The sequence below is a fragment of the Rhizobium fabae genome, from assembly GCF_003985135.1.
Lineage (GTDB): Bacteria > Pseudomonadota > Alphaproteobacteria > Rhizobiales > Rhizobiaceae > Rhizobium > Rhizobium pisi.
This window is the reverse complement of the sequence record NZ_ML133647.1, coordinates 18,193-32,979: the sequence shown is the minus strand read 5'-3', so window position 1 is coordinate 32,979 and position 14,787 is coordinate 18,193. Positions and strand designations below refer to the sequence as shown.

15 protein-coding genes and 1 pseudogene are annotated in these 14,787 nt (G+C 62.1%); 3 read left to right on the top strand and 13 right to left on the bottom strand.

Annotated elements, in window-relative coordinates; translation table 11 throughout:
• Positions 1 to 37 precede the first annotated feature (37 nt).
• Entirely contained in the window at positions 38 to 352 is a 315-nt protein-coding gene (locus EFB14_RS06110) for a DUF982 domain-containing protein (protein ID WP_125845489.1), read from the top strand.
• A gap of 69 nt (positions 353 to 421) precedes the next feature.
• On the opposite strand, the gene EFB14_RS06105 is transcribed toward EFB14_RS06110, so the two are convergent.
• Together EFB14_RS06105 and EFB14_RS06100 are read right to left on the bottom strand one after the other, a co-directional pair.
• Entirely contained in the window at positions 422 to 1,048 is a 627-nt protein-coding gene (locus EFB14_RS06105) for a LysE family translocator (RefSeq protein WP_125845490.1), read from the bottom strand.
• 323 nt (positions 1,049 to 1,371) lie between these two features.
• Positions 1,372 to 1,557, bottom strand: coding sequence for a 4-oxalocrotonate tautomerase (locus EFB14_RS06100; RefSeq protein WP_003594927.1), 186 nt, complete (start codon positions 1,555 to 1,557; stop codon positions 1,372 to 1,374).
• Positions 1,558 to 1,682: 125 nt separating this feature from the next.
• Here EFB14_RS06100 and EFB14_RS06095 point away from each other — a divergent pair, with 125 nt between their 5' ends.
• Positions 1,683 to 2,567, top strand: a complete 885-nt coding sequence (locus EFB14_RS06095) for a LysR family transcriptional regulator (RefSeq protein WP_126823613.1) — start codon at positions 1,683 to 1,685, stop codon at positions 2,565 to 2,567.
• 74 nt (positions 2,568 to 2,641) lie between these two features.
• Here the strand turns inward: EFB14_RS06095 and EFB14_RS06090 are convergent, their stop codons facing one another.
• The 11 genes from EFB14_RS06090 to EFB14_RS06040 are packed head-to-tail and all read right to left on the bottom strand — an operon-like array spanning position 2,642 to position 12,927.
• Positions 2,642 to 3,517 (bottom strand): FHA domain-containing protein, encoded by an 876-nt coding sequence (locus EFB14_RS06090; RefSeq protein WP_126823611.1) that lies wholly within the window; start codon positions 3,515 to 3,517, stop codon positions 2,642 to 2,644.
• A 2-nt stretch (positions 3,518 to 3,519) separates the two neighbouring features.
• Positions 3,520 to 4,425, bottom strand: a complete 906-nt coding sequence (locus EFB14_RS06085; protein ID WP_126823609.1) for a type II secretion system F family protein — start codon at positions 4,423 to 4,425, stop codon at positions 3,520 to 3,522.
• The gene (locus tag EFB14_RS06080) at positions 4,422 to 5,285 is read right to left on the bottom strand and encodes a type II secretion system F family protein (RefSeq protein WP_126823607.1); all 864 of its coding nucleotides are present in this window, start codon (positions 5,283 to 5,285) and stop codon (positions 4,422 to 4,424) included. Before EFB14_RS06080 ends, EFB14_RS06085 begins: the two co-directional genes overlap by 4 nt.
• Before the next feature lie 10 nt (positions 5,286 to 5,295).
• A complete protein-coding gene (locus EFB14_RS06075; protein WP_126823605.1) occupies positions 5,296 to 7,194 on the bottom strand; it encodes a TadA family conjugal transfer-associated ATPase in 1,899 nt (632 codons plus the stop codon).
• Positions 7,195 to 7,215: 21 nt separating this feature from the next.
• Positions 7,216 to 8,151 carry a Flp pilus assembly protein CpaB gene (cpaB, locus tag EFB14_RS06070; RefSeq protein WP_126823603.1) on the bottom strand — a complete coding sequence of 312 codons (936 nt, stop codon included), beginning with the start codon at positions 8,149 to 8,151 and terminating at the stop codon, positions 7,216 to 7,218.
• Positions 8,148 to 9,062 (bottom strand): hypothetical protein, encoded by a 915-nt coding sequence (locus tag EFB14_RS06065; RefSeq protein ID WP_126823601.1) that lies wholly within the window; start codon positions 9,060 to 9,062, stop codon positions 8,148 to 8,150. The genes cpaB and EFB14_RS06065 overlap by 4 nt, the downstream gene beginning before the upstream one ends.
• Position 9,063: 1 nt before the next feature.
• Positions 9,064 to 9,732 carry a TadE/TadG family type IV pilus assembly protein gene (locus EFB14_RS06060; RefSeq protein WP_126823599.1) on the bottom strand — a complete coding sequence of 223 codons (669 nt, stop codon included), beginning with the start codon at positions 9,730 to 9,732 and terminating at the stop codon, positions 9,064 to 9,066.
• Positions 9,704 to 11,347 carry a Tad domain-containing protein gene (locus tag EFB14_RS06055; protein ID WP_126823597.1) on the bottom strand — a complete coding sequence of 548 codons (1,644 nt, stop codon included), beginning with the start codon at positions 11,345 to 11,347 and terminating at the stop codon, positions 9,704 to 9,706. Before EFB14_RS06055 ends, EFB14_RS06060 begins: the two co-directional genes overlap by 29 nt.
• Positions 11,344 to 12,141, bottom strand: a complete 798-nt coding sequence (locus EFB14_RS06050) for a TadE/TadG family type IV pilus assembly protein (RefSeq protein WP_126823595.1) — start codon at positions 12,139 to 12,141, stop codon at positions 11,344 to 11,346. Before EFB14_RS06050 ends, EFB14_RS06055 begins: the two co-directional genes overlap by 4 nt.
• Before the next feature lie 5 nt (positions 12,142 to 12,146).
• A complete protein-coding gene (locus EFB14_RS06045; RefSeq protein WP_126823593.1) occupies positions 12,147 to 12,710 on the bottom strand; it encodes an A24 family peptidase in 564 nt (187 codons plus the stop codon).
• Positions 12,711 to 12,723: 13 nt separating this feature from the next.
• The gene (locus EFB14_RS06040; RefSeq protein WP_018246152.1) at positions 12,724 to 12,927 is read right to left on the bottom strand and encodes a hypothetical protein; all 204 of its coding nucleotides are present in this window, start codon (positions 12,925 to 12,927) and stop codon (positions 12,724 to 12,726) included.
• 477 nt (positions 12,928 to 13,404) lie between these two features.
• On the opposite strand from EFB14_RS06040, the pseudogene EFB14_RS06030 reads away from it, so the two are divergent.
• A pseudogene (locus EFB14_RS06030) lies at positions 13,405 to 14,716 on the top strand (TadA family conjugal transfer-associated ATPase).
• The last annotated feature ends 71 nt before the right edge of the window (positions 14,717 to 14,787 follow it).

Genomic DNA, 14,787 nt, shown 5'->3' with positions numbered 1-14,787 from the left:
GGGACTGCGGTACCCGTGCCTTGAGGGGTCGAGGACAATGTGCTGGAATACATCATCAGCATTCACGCCGGTCGGATTTGCTTTGCGAGGGCGGCCGGCATCTCGCAAGATCGTATGGACGCTGGGCGACGCGGCGCGTCTCCTGATCAACGATTGGCCTTGCGATGACGGCGAGGAATATGTGGCTGCAGTGAAAGCCTGCGTCGACGCGTTGAGCGGGAAAATCGCTCCGGAACAATTCCGGGAAGCGCTCCTGCGTGCGGCCGATGAGGCGGGTATCGCTGCTCTATCGCTCGTCCCGCAGGGAATTGGAGAACGGCGGCCGGACCTTCCCCCAATGATGCAAACATAGGCCTATTTCCAGGGGCCATCCGCTTTTCGACGTCAGGTTTGCACCAATAGCGGACGGCTATCCGATTCTTCAGCGCTGCTGGAGAGCCAGCCTGACGCCCAGAGCGCAATAAATGCCCCCTACGACTTTACCTTGCCACTTCGCCACTGCCGGGTAACGGCGCAGGAGGCGCCCGAGGCTTCCCGCGCTACACGCGAAAACAATCGTGCTCAGGAACCCGATGAACGCGAAAAGTACACCCAGGATGCTCAATTGCAGGAACACGGCCCCATTCTCCGGGCGAACGAATTGCGGAAGAAACGCAAGAAAAAACAGCGCGGTTTTTGGATTTAGAACCTCAGCCAGAACCCCGTGCTGGAAAGCTTGGCTGGCAGTCAGCCGACGTTCGATCGGACCAAGCAAAGATGCATCTTTTGTCAGAATAGCTTTGGTTCCCAGATACACCAGATAACCTGCGCCGACGAATTTGATCACAGTAAACAGGGTCGCTGACGCGGCAATGATTGCAGAAATACCGACAACGGCAAACGCCGTATGGATGATGTCGCCCGCCGTGATACCCGCTCCGGTGGCAAGTCCAACTCTGGTTCCCGAAGTCGTAGCTCGCGCCACCGTCAGGAGCGTAGCTGGCCCCGGAATGAAAACGAAGCCGAGAACGATTGCGCAATAGGTCAGTAGGGTTCCATGGTCGATCATTCAGGTTCTCCTTGAGGCGCTTGCTTACATACAAATCAAGACGCTGTGGGTTTGCAAGAGCCTAATTAGCGCGATGAACCTTCAGCGCGGCCAGTTCTGAGTATGTTTAAAGACCGCTTAGGGCCAAACTCCGCCATGGCTCAGATACAGGAAAAGGCAAATTCCGCGCGAAGTTTGCTGCCCCCAGGCCTGCACGCAGGGTGATACAGCCAGTGAAGTCAACCGGCCGCCTGCCCGGCCAGCACGGGAGCCGAGTGCCGGCTCCCTACCCAATACCATGACGGCGTCCCGCAGCTCGAGCCTTCGACACTGCGGCTCGTCTCTCAAGCCTCGGATTTCAGCTTGCCGCCGACCGCCCAGGAGTCCTTTGCGATCTCCGTTATCAGGATTTCCACCGACTCGGGCGGGCACGCCAGGGTTTCGACGGCGGCCTTGGTCGCTTCGCGGGCGAAGGCGCGCTTCTGATCGTCGGTGCGGCCGGGATGCATCTGCAGGTGAAGAATGGGCATGTTTTCTCCTTGGTCACGTTGGCAATGCCCGTCGCCTTGGCGCGGGCATGACGACTATGTTGTAAATGTTCAGGTTGATAAATAAGCTTTGGGTTTCGTCATTCGAAACCTGCAGGTAGGTAATTATGGACAAGCTGGCCGGCATGGCGATGTTCGTCAGGGTCATCGACAATGGTAGTTTCGCGGCCGCCGCAGAGATCGCGCAGGTATCGCCGGCCATGGTTGCCAAGCACATCAAGACGATCGAGACCCGGCTCGGGGCGAAGCTGATCCATCGCACGACGCGACGCCATCAGCTCACAGAGGTCGGCCAGCTCTATTACGAGCGCTGCAAGCGCGCGCTTTCCGAAGTGGCGCTGGCCGAAGCTTCGGCGAGCGAACTGCAATCAGCGCCCCGCGGCCGCCTTCGACTGGTGGCACCCGTCAGCTTCGGCACCCAAGTCCTGGTGCCGACGCTGATCGATTATCAGAACGCCTATCCCGACGTCAGCATCGAGTTGTCACTCGATAACAATGTCCATGACCTCATCGGCGAGGGTTTCGAGCTCGGCATCCACATCGGCCCGCTCTCGGACAGTAGCCTTGTCGCCCGCCCGCTCACGCCCTACCGGCGGATTCTCGCTGCCTCGCCGGACTATCTTGCCCGCCATGGCCGGCCGGTCTCGCCGGAGGCTCTGGCGAACCATCTCTGCCTCGGCCACTCCTATTGGCGCTTGCAGGATCGCTGGCACCTGGTCGGGCCGGGAGGCGAAATGCGCGATGTGTTGATTTCCGGAAAATTCTCGACCAACCAGGGGGCGGCGCTGCGCATGGCAGCGCTCAGCGGCGCGGGTATCGTGCTTCAGCCGGAACTGCTGCTCGCCGCCGATATCGCCGAAGGACGGCTCGAGCAGGTGCTGCCGGAATGGTCCTACAAGCCTGTACCGATGTCCCTCATCTATGCCCCGAACCGGCGGCCGACAGCGATGTTGCGGACGGTGATAGATTTCCTGGTGGAACGGTTTGGCTGACGATGCCTGAGCTCTGTCCCCACCTCAGGTCTGATTCCGCGGCGGTTAGGTGGGCGCTCAGGCAAAAGCGGCGATCAACGACGGGCGGGGGGCTTCGTGGCGGCTCGCCGCTGCAGGGCAAAACGTGCGGCCGAGCAGTTGACGTCGGGAACGAGATCGTAGGTCTGCTGGTAGAGACTCTGCGCCAATGAGTTATTGCCGCGATTTTCCGAGGCGAGGGCTGCGAGCGCCGTGCGCTTGTAAGCCTCGATAATCGGCTCGGCGGCCTTTGCGAGCGCCGCGTCGTCGGAGGGTTCGGACGCAAGGGAAAGAGCGGCATAGGTTGCATCGCCATCCCTGCCGACACGGCCGCCGACGGCGCCGTTGAAACTGGCTTCCGAGACTTGGCGCATGCGCCGGGCATTCTTGATGCATGTCGGGATGCGGCCGGCTTCCGCATTGATGCGCTCTGCCGTCGGACCGCTCTCAGCGCTACCGCCACCGGAGAGGATCACGTAGCCGATGATGCCGACGATGGCGAGGTATGCCACGCCCATGCCGGCGAGGAAGGCCGGCTGCTTGAGCAGTGGCTTTTTCGGCTTGCCGTCGCTCGCCTTGGACACCACCTTCTTCGGCGCCTCCTTGGCGGGCGCCTTTTCGACGAACTGGAATTCGACGTCCTTGCCGAGACGGAAGCTGTCGCCTGCTTTCAGCGAGGCCGTCTGCAACAGCGCTTCGCCGCGCAGCATAATCGGGTTCAGACCCATGCGGCGGATGATGAAGCCGCCGTCGCTCTGCTTTTCGATGCGTGCATGGATCGGCGCCAGAAAGGGATCGTCGACGACGATATCGGCATTGGCCGCCCGCCCGATCGACATTTCGGGCCGGTCGAGCACATGGCTGCGGCTCTGGCCACCAGGACCGGTCTGCAAAAGGCTTGGTTTGTTTCCGCGAAAGAAGGAAAAGGCCATGATCAGAACATCCCACTCGACATCATCTCGACAATTGCCGGCGCCAGAACCAGAAGAAGGATCGATACGACGATCATCATCGCCGGCATGACGATCTTGGCTTTCAGCTTTTCACTGGCCCTGTCGGCCTTCTCCCAGCGGCGGAAGCGCAGGTCGCGCGCATGTTCGCGCAGCAGCTCGACTCGGTTGCTGCCTTCGACTTCGCCCTGGATGACGGCGCGGATGACGCGCACGACCTCCTCGGCGGTCATGCGGCGCTCCAGCCGTTGCAGCGCCTCGATCATGCCGGTGCCGAGCGCCACATCCTTCAGCGTCTGTTCGATCTCCTCGCTCATGACCGTGCCGGGTGCGGCTTCGGCATAGAGCCTAAGGCTTTCCGGCAGGGTCGCCTGCGCCTGCTGCGTCATCACGACGAGATCGAGAAAGTAAGGAAATTCGCGTGAGATGCGCTCCTTGCGATCCTGCGCCTTGTCGTCGGCGACGACCCAGAAATAGATAGCGGGGACGAGGCCGAGTATCAGGCCGGCCACCAGACCACCGATCACGCTGCCGCTGGCGATGCCGAACAGCAGGCCGAGCACGATGAAGCCGAACAGGCTGAGAACGACGAGAAGCGCGATATATTCCCGCCCGGTCACACCGCCGAAAGGCCGGCCGCCATAGATCAGCTTCTGCTCGAGCTGCGCGCCGTAATCGGCCAGGAGCGGCTCGAAATGCTTCAGCACGAATTCGACCGGCGTGCGCATGCCGATGCTGTCGACGATATTCGGCGGCGGACCGTCACCTCCATGGGAGCGGCGCACGACCTGGATGCTGCCGAGCATGTCGCCGATCCACCAGACGAAGAGGGCAGCCGTAATGCCGGCAAGGAGGATGACGATGGGGCCAAGAGGTATATGCGACATCATACCGACACCTTCATCATCGCGCGCATCCAGAAGAAGCCGGTGGCATAGAGAATGGCGCCGACGATGGCGATGACGATGCCGATCGCGTTGCCGAACACCTTATCGATCAGTTCCGGCTGGCCGAAGAAGATCATCAGGATCATGAACAGCGCGCCGCCGTTGACGACGCGGAAATTCATGCGCGCCTGCGACGACGAGGTCGTGATCTTCTGATCGAGCTTCCAGATTTCCTTGAAGGATTTCGACATTTCCGTCAGCGGCTCGGAAATGTCGCCGCCCTGGCGGGCAAAGAGGCCGAGCGCCGCATCGACCATCTTGAAATGCAGGCTCGGCACATTGCGGCCGTGGCGGTCGAGTGCCTCGACCAGGCCGATGCCGAGCTTCTGTTCGCGGGCGATGCGCTCGAACTCGCGCGAGGCCGGCATCTGGCCTGTATCGGCCACCGCATTGACGGCGATGGCGAGCGGCTTGCCGGTGCGCACCGCCGAGACGATCTGGTCGACGGCGTAGGGAAGCTGCGATTCGATCTGCAGCCAGCGACGCTGGAGGAAATAACGGATCACGCCCTTGGGCAGGAAGAAGGCGACCGGGATCGCGATGACGAGGCCGAAGATCGGCCCGAAGATCAGCGAAACCACTGTGAAAACGACGACCGCCGTGATGATGTAGGCGAGGATCATCGTATAGGGCGGAACGGCGTCGCGCCCGAAGACCTGCGCCGCCTCGCTGGCGAGCGCGATGTCGCGTTCGGTTGCGCGCAGCAGCGGCGCTGGCCAGCGCACCGGCGCGCCCCAGACGAGCAGCCCCGCCGTTATGGCGCCGAGGGCGACCGTAAAAATCTGCAGAATGCTGATATTCATGGTTTTCCCCTCAGACGAACATGTCCAATTTTTCGATTTCGCCGTCGTCGTTGAACTCGACGAGTTCGGCGACGAAGCTCGGCAGATAGCCGGTGAAGGCATGCACGGCCTGCCCGCCGGCGCGGCCGACGAGATTGAAGATCGGTTCGACGATGATGAGGCCGGTGTCGGGATCGATGCCGATCACCTCCGATATCTCGGTGACGGCACGCCGGCCGTTCGCCAGGCGGTTCAGCTGCACGACGAGCTCGACGGCAGCAACGATCTGCTGGCGGATCGCCATGACCGGCAGCGAGCTCTGGCCCTGCAGCACCATCACCTCCAGGCGGGTCATCATGTCTTGCGGCGTATTGGCATGCGCCGTCGTCATCGAACCGGCATGGCCTGTGTTCATCGCCTGCAGCATGTCGATCGCCTCGGCGCCGCGGCACTCACCGACGATGATGCGGTCAGGGCGCATGCGCAACGCGTTGCGCACGAGGTCGCGGATGGTGACGCTGGTTTCGGACTCCGCCGTCTTCGGCCGCGATTGCAGGTAGACGACATGAATGCCGTCGAGCTGGAGTTCGGACGTGTCTTCGACAGCGACGACGCGTTCGCCCACAGGGATGAACTGCGACAGGCTGTTCAGCAGCGTCGTTTTGCCGGAGCCGGTGCCGCCTGAGACGACGATGTTCTTGCGGGCGCGGACGGCGGCTTCGAGGAAGGCGCGCATCGGCTCGCTCAGCGCACCAGCGGTGACCAGCTTGCTGATATCGAGCCGCGACTTACCGCCGAATTTGCGGATGGTGAGGCAGGCGCCCTTAACCGCAAGCGGCGGAATGACGGCGTTGACGCGCGAACCATCCGGCATGCGGAAGTCGGCCATCGCCTCGCTCTCGTTGATCGAGCGGTTGGAATCGACGGCGATGCGCTCGATCACCTTCATCAGCTGCCGCTCATTGGCGAAGGCGAAGGGATAGCGTTCCAGCAGGCCGAATTTTTCGACGTAGATCTCATCATAGCGCGTCACCATGATTTCCGAGATGACGTCGAGATCCATCAGCTCCGAAATCGTACCCCAGCGATACATCAGCTCCTCGATATTGGAGCGCAGGTGCATATGGGCGATCTCGTAACGGTCGCCGGCGTTGAAAAGGGCCTGCCTGGCCTGGAAGGCGGCACTGAAACGGGTGTCGAGCTGGGCGAAATCCGAGCGGGTGGATTCGAAGTTCAACTTGAGCTGCAAGGTTGAAATCAAAGCCTTGCCGACATCGAAGAGGCGGCGATTGTCCTGGTCCTCGCGCGCGAGGCTTGCGGTATTCGACGAGGCGTCCCGCCGCCCGGTGCGGGCGATGCGTTTTGCCAGCCACCGATAGACGGCGTTCTTGATGACGAGGACGACGAGGTCCTGGGGGGCCGCGTCAAGCGCCTCCTTGATGAACATGTCGAGGCGCTCGCGGATGCGGGTTCGCGTTTCCTCGCGGCCGAAATCGGAGGATTTTACCAGCCGGTCATACTGCGTGTCCTTCAGCAGGCGCTCGTGGATTCCCATCTGCAAAGCGAGCACGCGCTCCTGATCGGGAAACTGCGTGACCGCTTCCGGGGCCGCGGCGGGCTCGACCAACTCGATCGTGACGTTCGGCACCCAGATCGACATGCCGGCCGACACCGCAACCGGCGTGCCGGCTCGAAGCGGCTGATCATCGACGCGCGTCGGATTGCGGCCGTGATGCTGCACCGACCAGCCCTGGCCAGACTTCCGCAGCACGAATTGCGGCGAGGAGACATGGCTGCCGCGCAGACGGACGACGCCCGCGCCGGCGGGCAGCGTCAGCGTGCTGCTTTCGCCGACGAAATAGGTCTCGTTCGCCGAAAGCGGGATCACTTCCCGGCCGCTGCCGTCCTCATAGGAAATCTTCAACAGCATGGCTCATTCCCCCCGCGACGGTCACATGCGCGTCCAGTTGATGCTCGGCAGTTCCTCGACACTATTATCTGTCGGATTGCGCAGAACGAGGTTCAGGCTGCCGTTCGACTGACCCAGGGCGAAGATCAGCATTTCGGCTTCCGAGGGCGTCACTTCGACAGTCACGTTGTTGTAAGTGCTATTGGCCTTGGTGACGGCGCCTTCGGCAGTCGTCGCCGCGCCAACGGCCAGAACCTTGACGTTTTGCAGGAAGGTGCGGGTAACGACGCGGGTGCGTGAGCTGATGCCGAGTTTATAGTCCTGCGCCTGCTTGCGGTAGGCGTTGACGTCATTCTCGTCGGCGCCGGGATATTGGGTGAGATAGTTCTTCAGCATCTGCTCGACCGGCGATGCGGGCTGAGCCGGAGCGGCCGGCTGCGCGGTCGCGGCAGGCTGCCCCGGAACGGCGGGAGCCTGGCCGGGGGCTCCCGGCTGGGTCGCGGCGGCCGGCGCCACGGGCTCGACCGGTTCATCCACAGTGCCGAGGATATCGACATAGCTGCCGGGCTCGACGAAGTGGCCGACGGCCGCGGTCGCGTTGACGGGAAGGGTAAGCGCACGCTTGCCGGGTGCGATCATCGTTGTCAGGCGTCCGCCGTCGGTATCGTCGAAATACTGGAAGAGCAGCACCGAGCCGGCCGGAATGTCGGCTGCCGCCGTCCTGTCCTTCAGCCACTCCCTGTAGGCGCTGGCAGCGGGAACCGCGAGCTTGGCCAGCGGCCCGAAGCTTTCCGGCAGCATGACCGGTTCGGCGAGCATGTCGGGCGTGATCGCCTGACCTCTCGTCACCTTCCTGTCGGGCTGGAGGCGCATGAAGGCATAGGCCACCTGCTCATTCTTGACGCTCTCCGTCCAGAAGTACAGCAGAACGCCCGTGATGAGCCCGACGATGACAGCCGCGATGAGCTTCCAGTTCATGGTGTTATTCCTTCGACGAAGGGTTGCCTGATTTGAACGACCTCGACGGTTCTGCCGTCGGTCCTGCTCCTGGTGTAGAGAACATTGGCCTCGACGCTGCCGCGCCGGCCGTAGAGGGCGGTGACCCCGCCGCGCTCAGCCGGCGGTGCCTCGATGGTGAAGCCGTCACGGGCAAGAAGATCGGCGCGCTGATCGGACCAGCGCACGGCGGACAGCGTGCCTTTCGATACGACCGTGCGCGACATGTGGCCCTTGTCATGATCGCCGATATCGCTCAGCACCTCGACACCGGCCGGCGGACGCAGCGACTGAGGCAGCTTGCTGACATCGGCCGGAGCCGCAAAGGCCGGCAGCGTCGAGCCGACATCCTCGAAGCGGCTCATCAGCACCTCGGTCATCGGAGCATCGGCGGGACGACGGATCAAGATCGAGACACCAGGTATCGGCGGCTTTGCCGAGGGGTTTGCCGGGTCCTGCCGTCTGAGATAGTCGAGTGCCGCCTCGCCGTCGCCGTCGAAGAAGCGCACCACCACCGCGAGATCATCGCGGATGCGGCTGGTCTTCGGCACGATCAGCATGTTGGCGGCGATGACGGCTGTCAGCTCTTCCTTGCTGTTGCTCTTCGGAAGGGCAGGCCGGGTATTGGCGGCCAGCACCCGCAGCCATTCATCGGTGATATCGGAGATGCTGCGGTCGCTCTGGTAGGGCGTGAACTCCAGCGGCTGGCCGTTGATGACGAGATCGCGCGGCGAGCGTTCCGGCGCGCCGAGAATGCTTGCCAGCATCGAATTCAGCGTCACCCTGAAATCCTTGTAGATCTCGGCGCGGCCCGGTGTGGCCACCGCGACGGCGAGCCCGATGACGAGCGCCATGCCGGTCAAATGAACGAAGATGCGCGAACCCTGTCTCATCTCACTTCGCTCCCGGAAAGACGCCGTCGAAGAGATCGCCGGAATCGCTCGCCACATCGCGGATTTCCCGGCGCAGCGTCGGATCGTAGCCGCGGCTCGTCGTATCGTTGTTGTGGGAGGCAAACAGCGTGGAATCGTCCACCGTGAACGCATCCTTCCAGCGGATGCTCCTGATCGTATCGAGATCGTCGGAATCCCTGAACTTGTAGATGCGGTCGGCGGTCGCGGTGACGAGCTGCGGCTTTTCATTGGCGAGGTCGCCGACGATATCGCCGAAATCGCGGCCGTCGCTCTTGATGGTATTCTGCACGTCGTCCCAGACAAAGGTGCGCTGAGGATCGCCGTCGCCTTCATGAGACGGCGTGCGCGAGCAGTTCATGGCGTCCCCTCCGGGGAGCGCCGGCAACGCCGGGATCGGAAAGACGTTCGAGAAATCGGAGGTGCAATCCAGCCCGTTCGCCTCGGCAAAGGCCGCATTGCGCATGGCGAGCATGGTTCCGACTTTCTTGGTGGAAATCCTGTTTGCATGAATCATGAAAATCACGATCAGCAGAATGACCGGCGCGGCGAGCACGAATTCGATCGAAGCGAGACCGCGCCTGTCGCGATGCAGCCTCATCAAGAGGCCGCCACCCGTAGGCTCAGTGGGTGTTGACGGCAGCCCAGGCATTGGCTCCTCCCTTGTCGAAGACGCGCGTCAGGCCGGTATAACTGTCGGCGGCCGGGCTCTGCTTGATAGTGTTCGAGACCTCACCGATGTCGTCGGCGAGCGTGGCGGGCGCTAGTGATGCGAGCCAGTCCTGCGTGTAGAGGTCGAAGGCCGTGTAATTGTGCACCCAGCTCTGCGCCAAGGCATAGGCGGAGGGCGTCTTGTCCTTGAAGATACGGACCTGGAGCCTGGCGCGGGGCGCGCGTGAAACGATCGCCAACGTCTGGTAGTCGGTGAGCTGGTCGCCGCCAAAGGGCGTGAAGTTGAAGGGCGCGCGTCCCTTCAGCCAGTAAGGCTTCGGGAAGGAGACGACCGGCAGGCTCGCACCAGCCACGGAGATCGCGCCACCGGCCGGGCCGCAGACCTGGTTCCAGATCATGTCGAACTTGCGGGTGAAGTCGTTCTCGTCCTTCGTCTGCGAGTCGGAATAGCGCGGCGGCACGTCGATCGGCAGCTGGAAGGGGTTGGTGATGCCGAAGCCGACACCGAAGACCTTGTCGGCGATCCAGAAGCTGGCATCGAGCGCCAGTTCCTGCCACCAGCTGAGATCGCCTGCATATTGCTCGACAATCGCCTTGAACGGGACCTTGCTCAGATAGGCCGGGCCGAAGGCTTCATAGAAGATGTAGAATTCCACCAGTTGATTGTCGATGCCGCTTTCGTGGTTGACCCAGTCGCGGATATGGCTGCCGTCGACACCGCCCGCCGTCAGCGGACCCTTGCCGTTGGGGAAGCCGCGATTGGCGAACTCGCCGCGCATGAGGAGCGGATCCTGCCCCTGGGTGCCATAAGACATGGCAAGGCACATTTCGGTATAGGCAGCGGCTGGATTGACGCCATCACGGTCCACCGGCAGGTTGCCGCCGGCACCTTCTCCAGCCTGGCCGCAGTTTTCGCACGGCGGATGAAACACGACATGGTCAGATTTGTTGAGGCGCACCAGATGCAGGGCCTCGTTGCCGACGCGTTGCGGGAAGCTTTCCACGAGGTAATCGTTCAGGTCGTTCATCGCATCGATGATGTCACTGGACTTGTTGATGAGGCCCCAGGGATCGTATTTGACCTGCGCCGCGACCGTATATGCGATCGCTTTGGTGGCTTCAGTCGCCCGGAACCCCTGAAACGCCAGGCAAGCGCCGTAGATGATGCCGCCGACGATCGGGACTTTTTGCCAGCCGGGGCAATAGGGCATCGGCGGAAGCGGCGGCAGAAGCGATGCCGGCCCGAAGCCCTCCGTGAAGGAGTATTCGGCCAGTTTCGCCAGAATGACACCCGAGCGCAGCGCCAGTTCCGCCGTCGTGAGCTGGAAGGCGACCGAGGTCGCCATGACGACGGTTGCCTGCGAGGAAGCGACGTTGTTCATCGCCATGATGTTGAGATAGCGCGCTTCCCAGTCGGCGTGGACGAGAGCGGCGGCATCGGCGGTATCCTGCGTGCGCTGCTTGTCGTAGATGACCTGCCCGGTGTTGAGGATCCAGACGATCATCAGGGCGAGCGCGATCGTCATGTAAAGGATGATCGGTGACAGGAAGCCGCGTTCGTCGCGGTGCAAACGTTTGATGAAGGTCGGGGTCATAGCAGGTTCACCTCCGCCGTCGAAATCGTGTAGTAGCGGCCGTCCTTCCTCTGGCCGCGGGCAAATACCCAGCCGGCATATTCGAGCAGCAGGAAGCGCGCTTCCACCCTGGCGGTAACAGGTACGTGCGGCGAGCGATTGATGGCGGCATAGAGCGCCATCGGCGCGCGGTCGACGGTCACGGTGACGTTCTGCGGATCGAACATGTAGCGGGCCTGGTTGCGCATCGCGCGCCAGTTCTTCGAAAGGCCCGAGGCATCGGCAAGGTTTTTCAGCGCATCCTCCGGCGGCTGGCAGGCGCCGACGCATTTCAGCTGGTCGTAAGGAGCAGCCGGGATCAGCGCCAGGCGGGCGGCGAGATCGGCCTTGCCGGCGGCGGCATCGTCGTCACAGGTCTTGACGTCGATTATGCTCCGGATGGTGATCGGCAGGGCCGGGCAGAAATAGACGCGGGCGCTGCGGGCCGCCGCATAGGCGGCATAATGGGTGAAGAGGTGGTTTTTTGCGAGGATCGCGAACTGGAAGACCACGAACATGAAGAAGACGAAGACCGGCGTGACGAGCACGAAATCCATCATCGTCGTGCTGCCCGAGATATCGCCGTGCAGCTCCGATATCCGGCGCCGGCGGGCGGAAAGCCGCGGCAGCAGCAGCATCGAGGCAAGCAATATCATAGCGATCGATAAGGTGCCGAGAAGCGCGCCGTGATCCTGCGGAATCCAGAAGGTGCGGGAGTGCAGGATAGAACTCCAGAAGGCACCGTCGAAGATGGGGCGTTCGAGTTCGGGGCGCATTGCCGTTACCTCACGAGTGAAAGAGGGGTGAAACCAGGCATGAAAAGGCACCAGAGAAGACCGAGGGCAGCGGCAACGCCGAAGCGGACAGTATGATGTGTCTCGCGCGGCTTCAGCACCGAAGCGGCATCGCGGAAACCTGCGGGCAGGAGCAACGCGAACAGTCCGACCGTCCGCAACAACACGCCCCACTGAACACGCCGCGCCATGGAGAAAACGGCGATCACGCCGCCGACCATCAGCGATGCGAGGGTGACGTCGATGGCGGGCCAGAGGCCGAGAATGGCGCCGAGCGCCGCCATCAGCTTGACATCGCCGCCGCCGCAGCTTCCGGCTGCGAAGGCGACGAAGAAGATCATGCCGGCCGCAAGCAGGCCGGCAAAGGCAAGGCCGATCCCTGCCAGACCGCCGCTGACGGCTGCCAGCATGAAGCCGGCAAGCAGGCAGGGATAGGTCACGGCGTTCGGGATGTGACCATGGCGGTGATCGAGCACCGCCGCGGTCATGGTGCAGGCGACGGCAAGAGCCGCCGCTGCAGGCATCAGGGTCAGATCATAGGTGGTATCCATGATCCCGGCCCACTTATTGGCCCGGCTCAGGAATTCTCTCGGCATCCGAGAGGGCCGTGTTCTTTTCGTTGAACCATTCGCCGATCTGTTTGCCGAATGCCAGCAGAAGCAGCATCAGCGGAATGACGATCAGGGCGACGGCAAGAACGATCTGGGCCATATCGCCGCGCTCGTCCTTGTGAAGTGCAATTGCGAGAGTCTTGAGTTTGCCGAACATGTGAGTACTCCTCGTTCTCAGGTTTGTTTCGGATCAAATCCCTGGTGAAGATGAACCAAGCATGCGCTATCGCTCCGAACGAGCACGTTGCTCGTTCCAATGATATTTTCTGCTTCAGCTTAACTTCCCCGGCGGCCAACGTTTGTTGAGCAACACCATTAAGACCCAAGAGTGCGCCCAAGGCCAGCCCTCCGTCAAGCAAACGAAACGAAGGGTTCCAATTGTCTTGGAGGCATCGTTTGACAAAACCGAGTTGACGCCGGATTTTTTCAACTAAACACCTGAATCGTCTACAGTTTTACCTGCGGATATGAAGTTTTGGACGACCTCCCGAGTCCTCGTCTACTGCTCCATAATTGGTCAATTCTTTCAAAGCGATAGAAGAAACGGCGCATTGCGGTCAGAATGGCCGTCCGCGCGGGACGCGGCCATGGCGTTGTTTGATGATCTGGATTAAGCTTTCCTGAAATCGTGGGTATGGTCCCGCCAGTCGATCCGGAGAGAAAACGATGGAAACGATGAGCAGCATCTTGATACTTGCACTGGTCCTCATTCCACTGATGATGTTCTTTCCGACCGCGGTTCAGATGATGGCGACACTGTTCGGCATGAGCTCGGTCCTGGTCGGGATGCCGCTCTGATGAAAGCCGTTTCCGACGACGCTGCCGAACAGGCAACCTTCCAGGTCCTGACCCGGGCGCTGGACAAGCTGCTCGGGCCGATCCGTTTCCTCCTCGAAGATCCGAGCGTTTCCGAAATCCTGATCAACGGCACATCCGACATCTTCGTCGAAAGGCGAGGCAAGCTCGAACGCGCCGATACGCGTTTCGCCAGCCGCGAGGATCTGGAATCGGCCGCGCGCAGCATCGCGCAATTCTCCGGCAAGCGGCTGACCCCGGAGGAACCGAGCATCGAGGCCCGTCTGCCGGATGGCTCACGCGTGCAGATGATCCAGCCGCCGGCCGCCCGTACCGGGCTCTGCATCTCCATTCGCCGCTTTCTGAAGGAACATCGCAGCATCCGCGATCTCGTCACCCAGGGCAGCCTGACCGAGGAGTCGCTGTCGCTGTTACAGGCGGCTGTCGGCCTGCAGAAGAACGTCATCATCTCCGGCGGCACCGGCACCGGCAAGACGACGATGCTGAACGCGCTGTCGGAAGCCTTTGCCGACCACGAGCGCATCATCGTCATCGAGGACACGTCGGAACTGCAGATCCGCAAGGAACACGTGGTCTATCTTGAAGTGACGAAGCCCGACCGTTTCGGCCGCGGCGGCGCCAGCATCCGCGACCTGTTCCGTTCGTCGCTGCGCATGCGGCCCGACCGGATCATCGTCGGCGAATGCCGCGGCGGCGAGGCGCTCGACATGATCCAGGCGATGACCTCAGGCCATAGCGGCAGCCTTTCGACGGTGCATGCGAACACGCCCTACGACGCCCTGCATCGGCTGGAGACGCTTGCGCTGATGTCTGACATCGACATGCCGCTCCGGCCGCTGCGCGCCCAGATCGCCTCGGCGGTCGACGTCGTCGTGCAGATCGCCCGCTTCAAGCGCACCGGCCGGCGCCGGGTGATCGAGATTTCCGAGATCAAGGGCCTGAACAACGACGGCCAGTACATCGTCGAAAGCATCTACCGGCTGGAAGGCGACGGCCATTCCAATTCCGATGGCGCACTGCTCTGGACGGGCGTCGTCCCGAGCTTCGCCACCGATGCGATGGAAGAACTGCAAGGCGCCGAGCGCGCGGAGTGGATGAAGGCGGAAACCGGCGTGCAGGCAACGGCTTGAAACCTGTTGGCGAACGCTAGCTGGGGACTATCTGCCCCGCATGGTGCATTCGAGGGAAGGCAAGCCTAGTT

Bases quoted from the DNA above. Each gene is read 5' to 3' on its own strand.
- EFB14_RS06055 (WP_126823597.1), bottom strand. From the start codon at position 11,347: ATGACCCCGACCTTCATCAAACGTTTGCACCGCGACGAACGCGGCTTC.
- EFB14_RS06085 (WP_126823609.1), bottom strand. From the start codon at position 4,425: ATGATGTCGCATATACCTCTTGGCCCCATCGTCATCCTCCTTGCCGGC.
- EFB14_RS06040 (WP_018246152.1), bottom strand. From the start codon at position 12,927: ATGTTCGGCAAACTCAAGACTCTCGCAATTGCACTTCACAAGGACGAG.
- EFB14_RS06090 (WP_126823611.1), bottom strand. From the start codon at position 3,517: ATGGCCTTTTCCTTCTTTCGCGGAAACAAACCAAGCCTTTTGCAGACC.
- EFB14_RS06075 (WP_126823605.1), bottom strand. From the start codon at position 7,194: ATGCTGTTGAAGATTTCCTATGAGGACGGCAGCGGCCGGGAAGTGATC.
- EFB14_RS06110 (WP_125845489.1), top strand. From the start codon at position 38: ATGTGCTGGAATACATCATCAGCATTCACGCCGGTCGGATTTGCTTTG.
- EFB14_RS06045 (WP_126823593.1), bottom strand. From the start codon at position 12,710: ATGGATACCACCTATGATCTGACCCTGATGCCTGCAGCGGCGGCTCTT.
- cpaB (WP_126823603.1), bottom strand. From the start codon at position 8,151: ATGAACTGGAAGCTCATCGCGGCTGTCATCGTCGGGCTCATCACGGGC.
- EFB14_RS06095 (WP_126823613.1), top strand. From the start codon at position 1,683: ATGGACAAGCTGGCCGGCATGGCGATGTTCGTCAGGGTCATCGACAAT.
- EFB14_RS06100 (WP_003594927.1), bottom strand. From the start codon at position 1,557: ATGCCCATTCTTCACCTGCAGATGCATCCCGGCCGCACCGACGATCAG.
- EFB14_RS06105 (WP_125845490.1), bottom strand. From the start codon at position 1,048: ATGATCGACCATGGAACCCTACTGACCTATTGCGCAATCGTTCTCGGC.
- EFB14_RS06065 (WP_126823601.1), bottom strand. From the start codon at position 9,062: ATGAGACAGGGTTCGCGCATCTTCGTTCATTTGACCGGCATGGCGCTC.
- EFB14_RS06060 (WP_126823599.1), bottom strand. From the start codon at position 9,732: ATGCCTGGGCTGCCGTCAACACCCACTGAGCCTACGGGTGGCGGCCTC.
- EFB14_RS06050 (WP_126823595.1), bottom strand. From the start codon at position 12,141: ATGCGCCCCGAACTCGAACGCCCCATCTTCGACGGTGCCTTCTGGAGT.
- EFB14_RS06080 (WP_126823607.1), bottom strand. From the start codon at position 5,285: ATGAATATCAGCATTCTGCAGATTTTTACGGTCGCCCTCGGCGCCATA.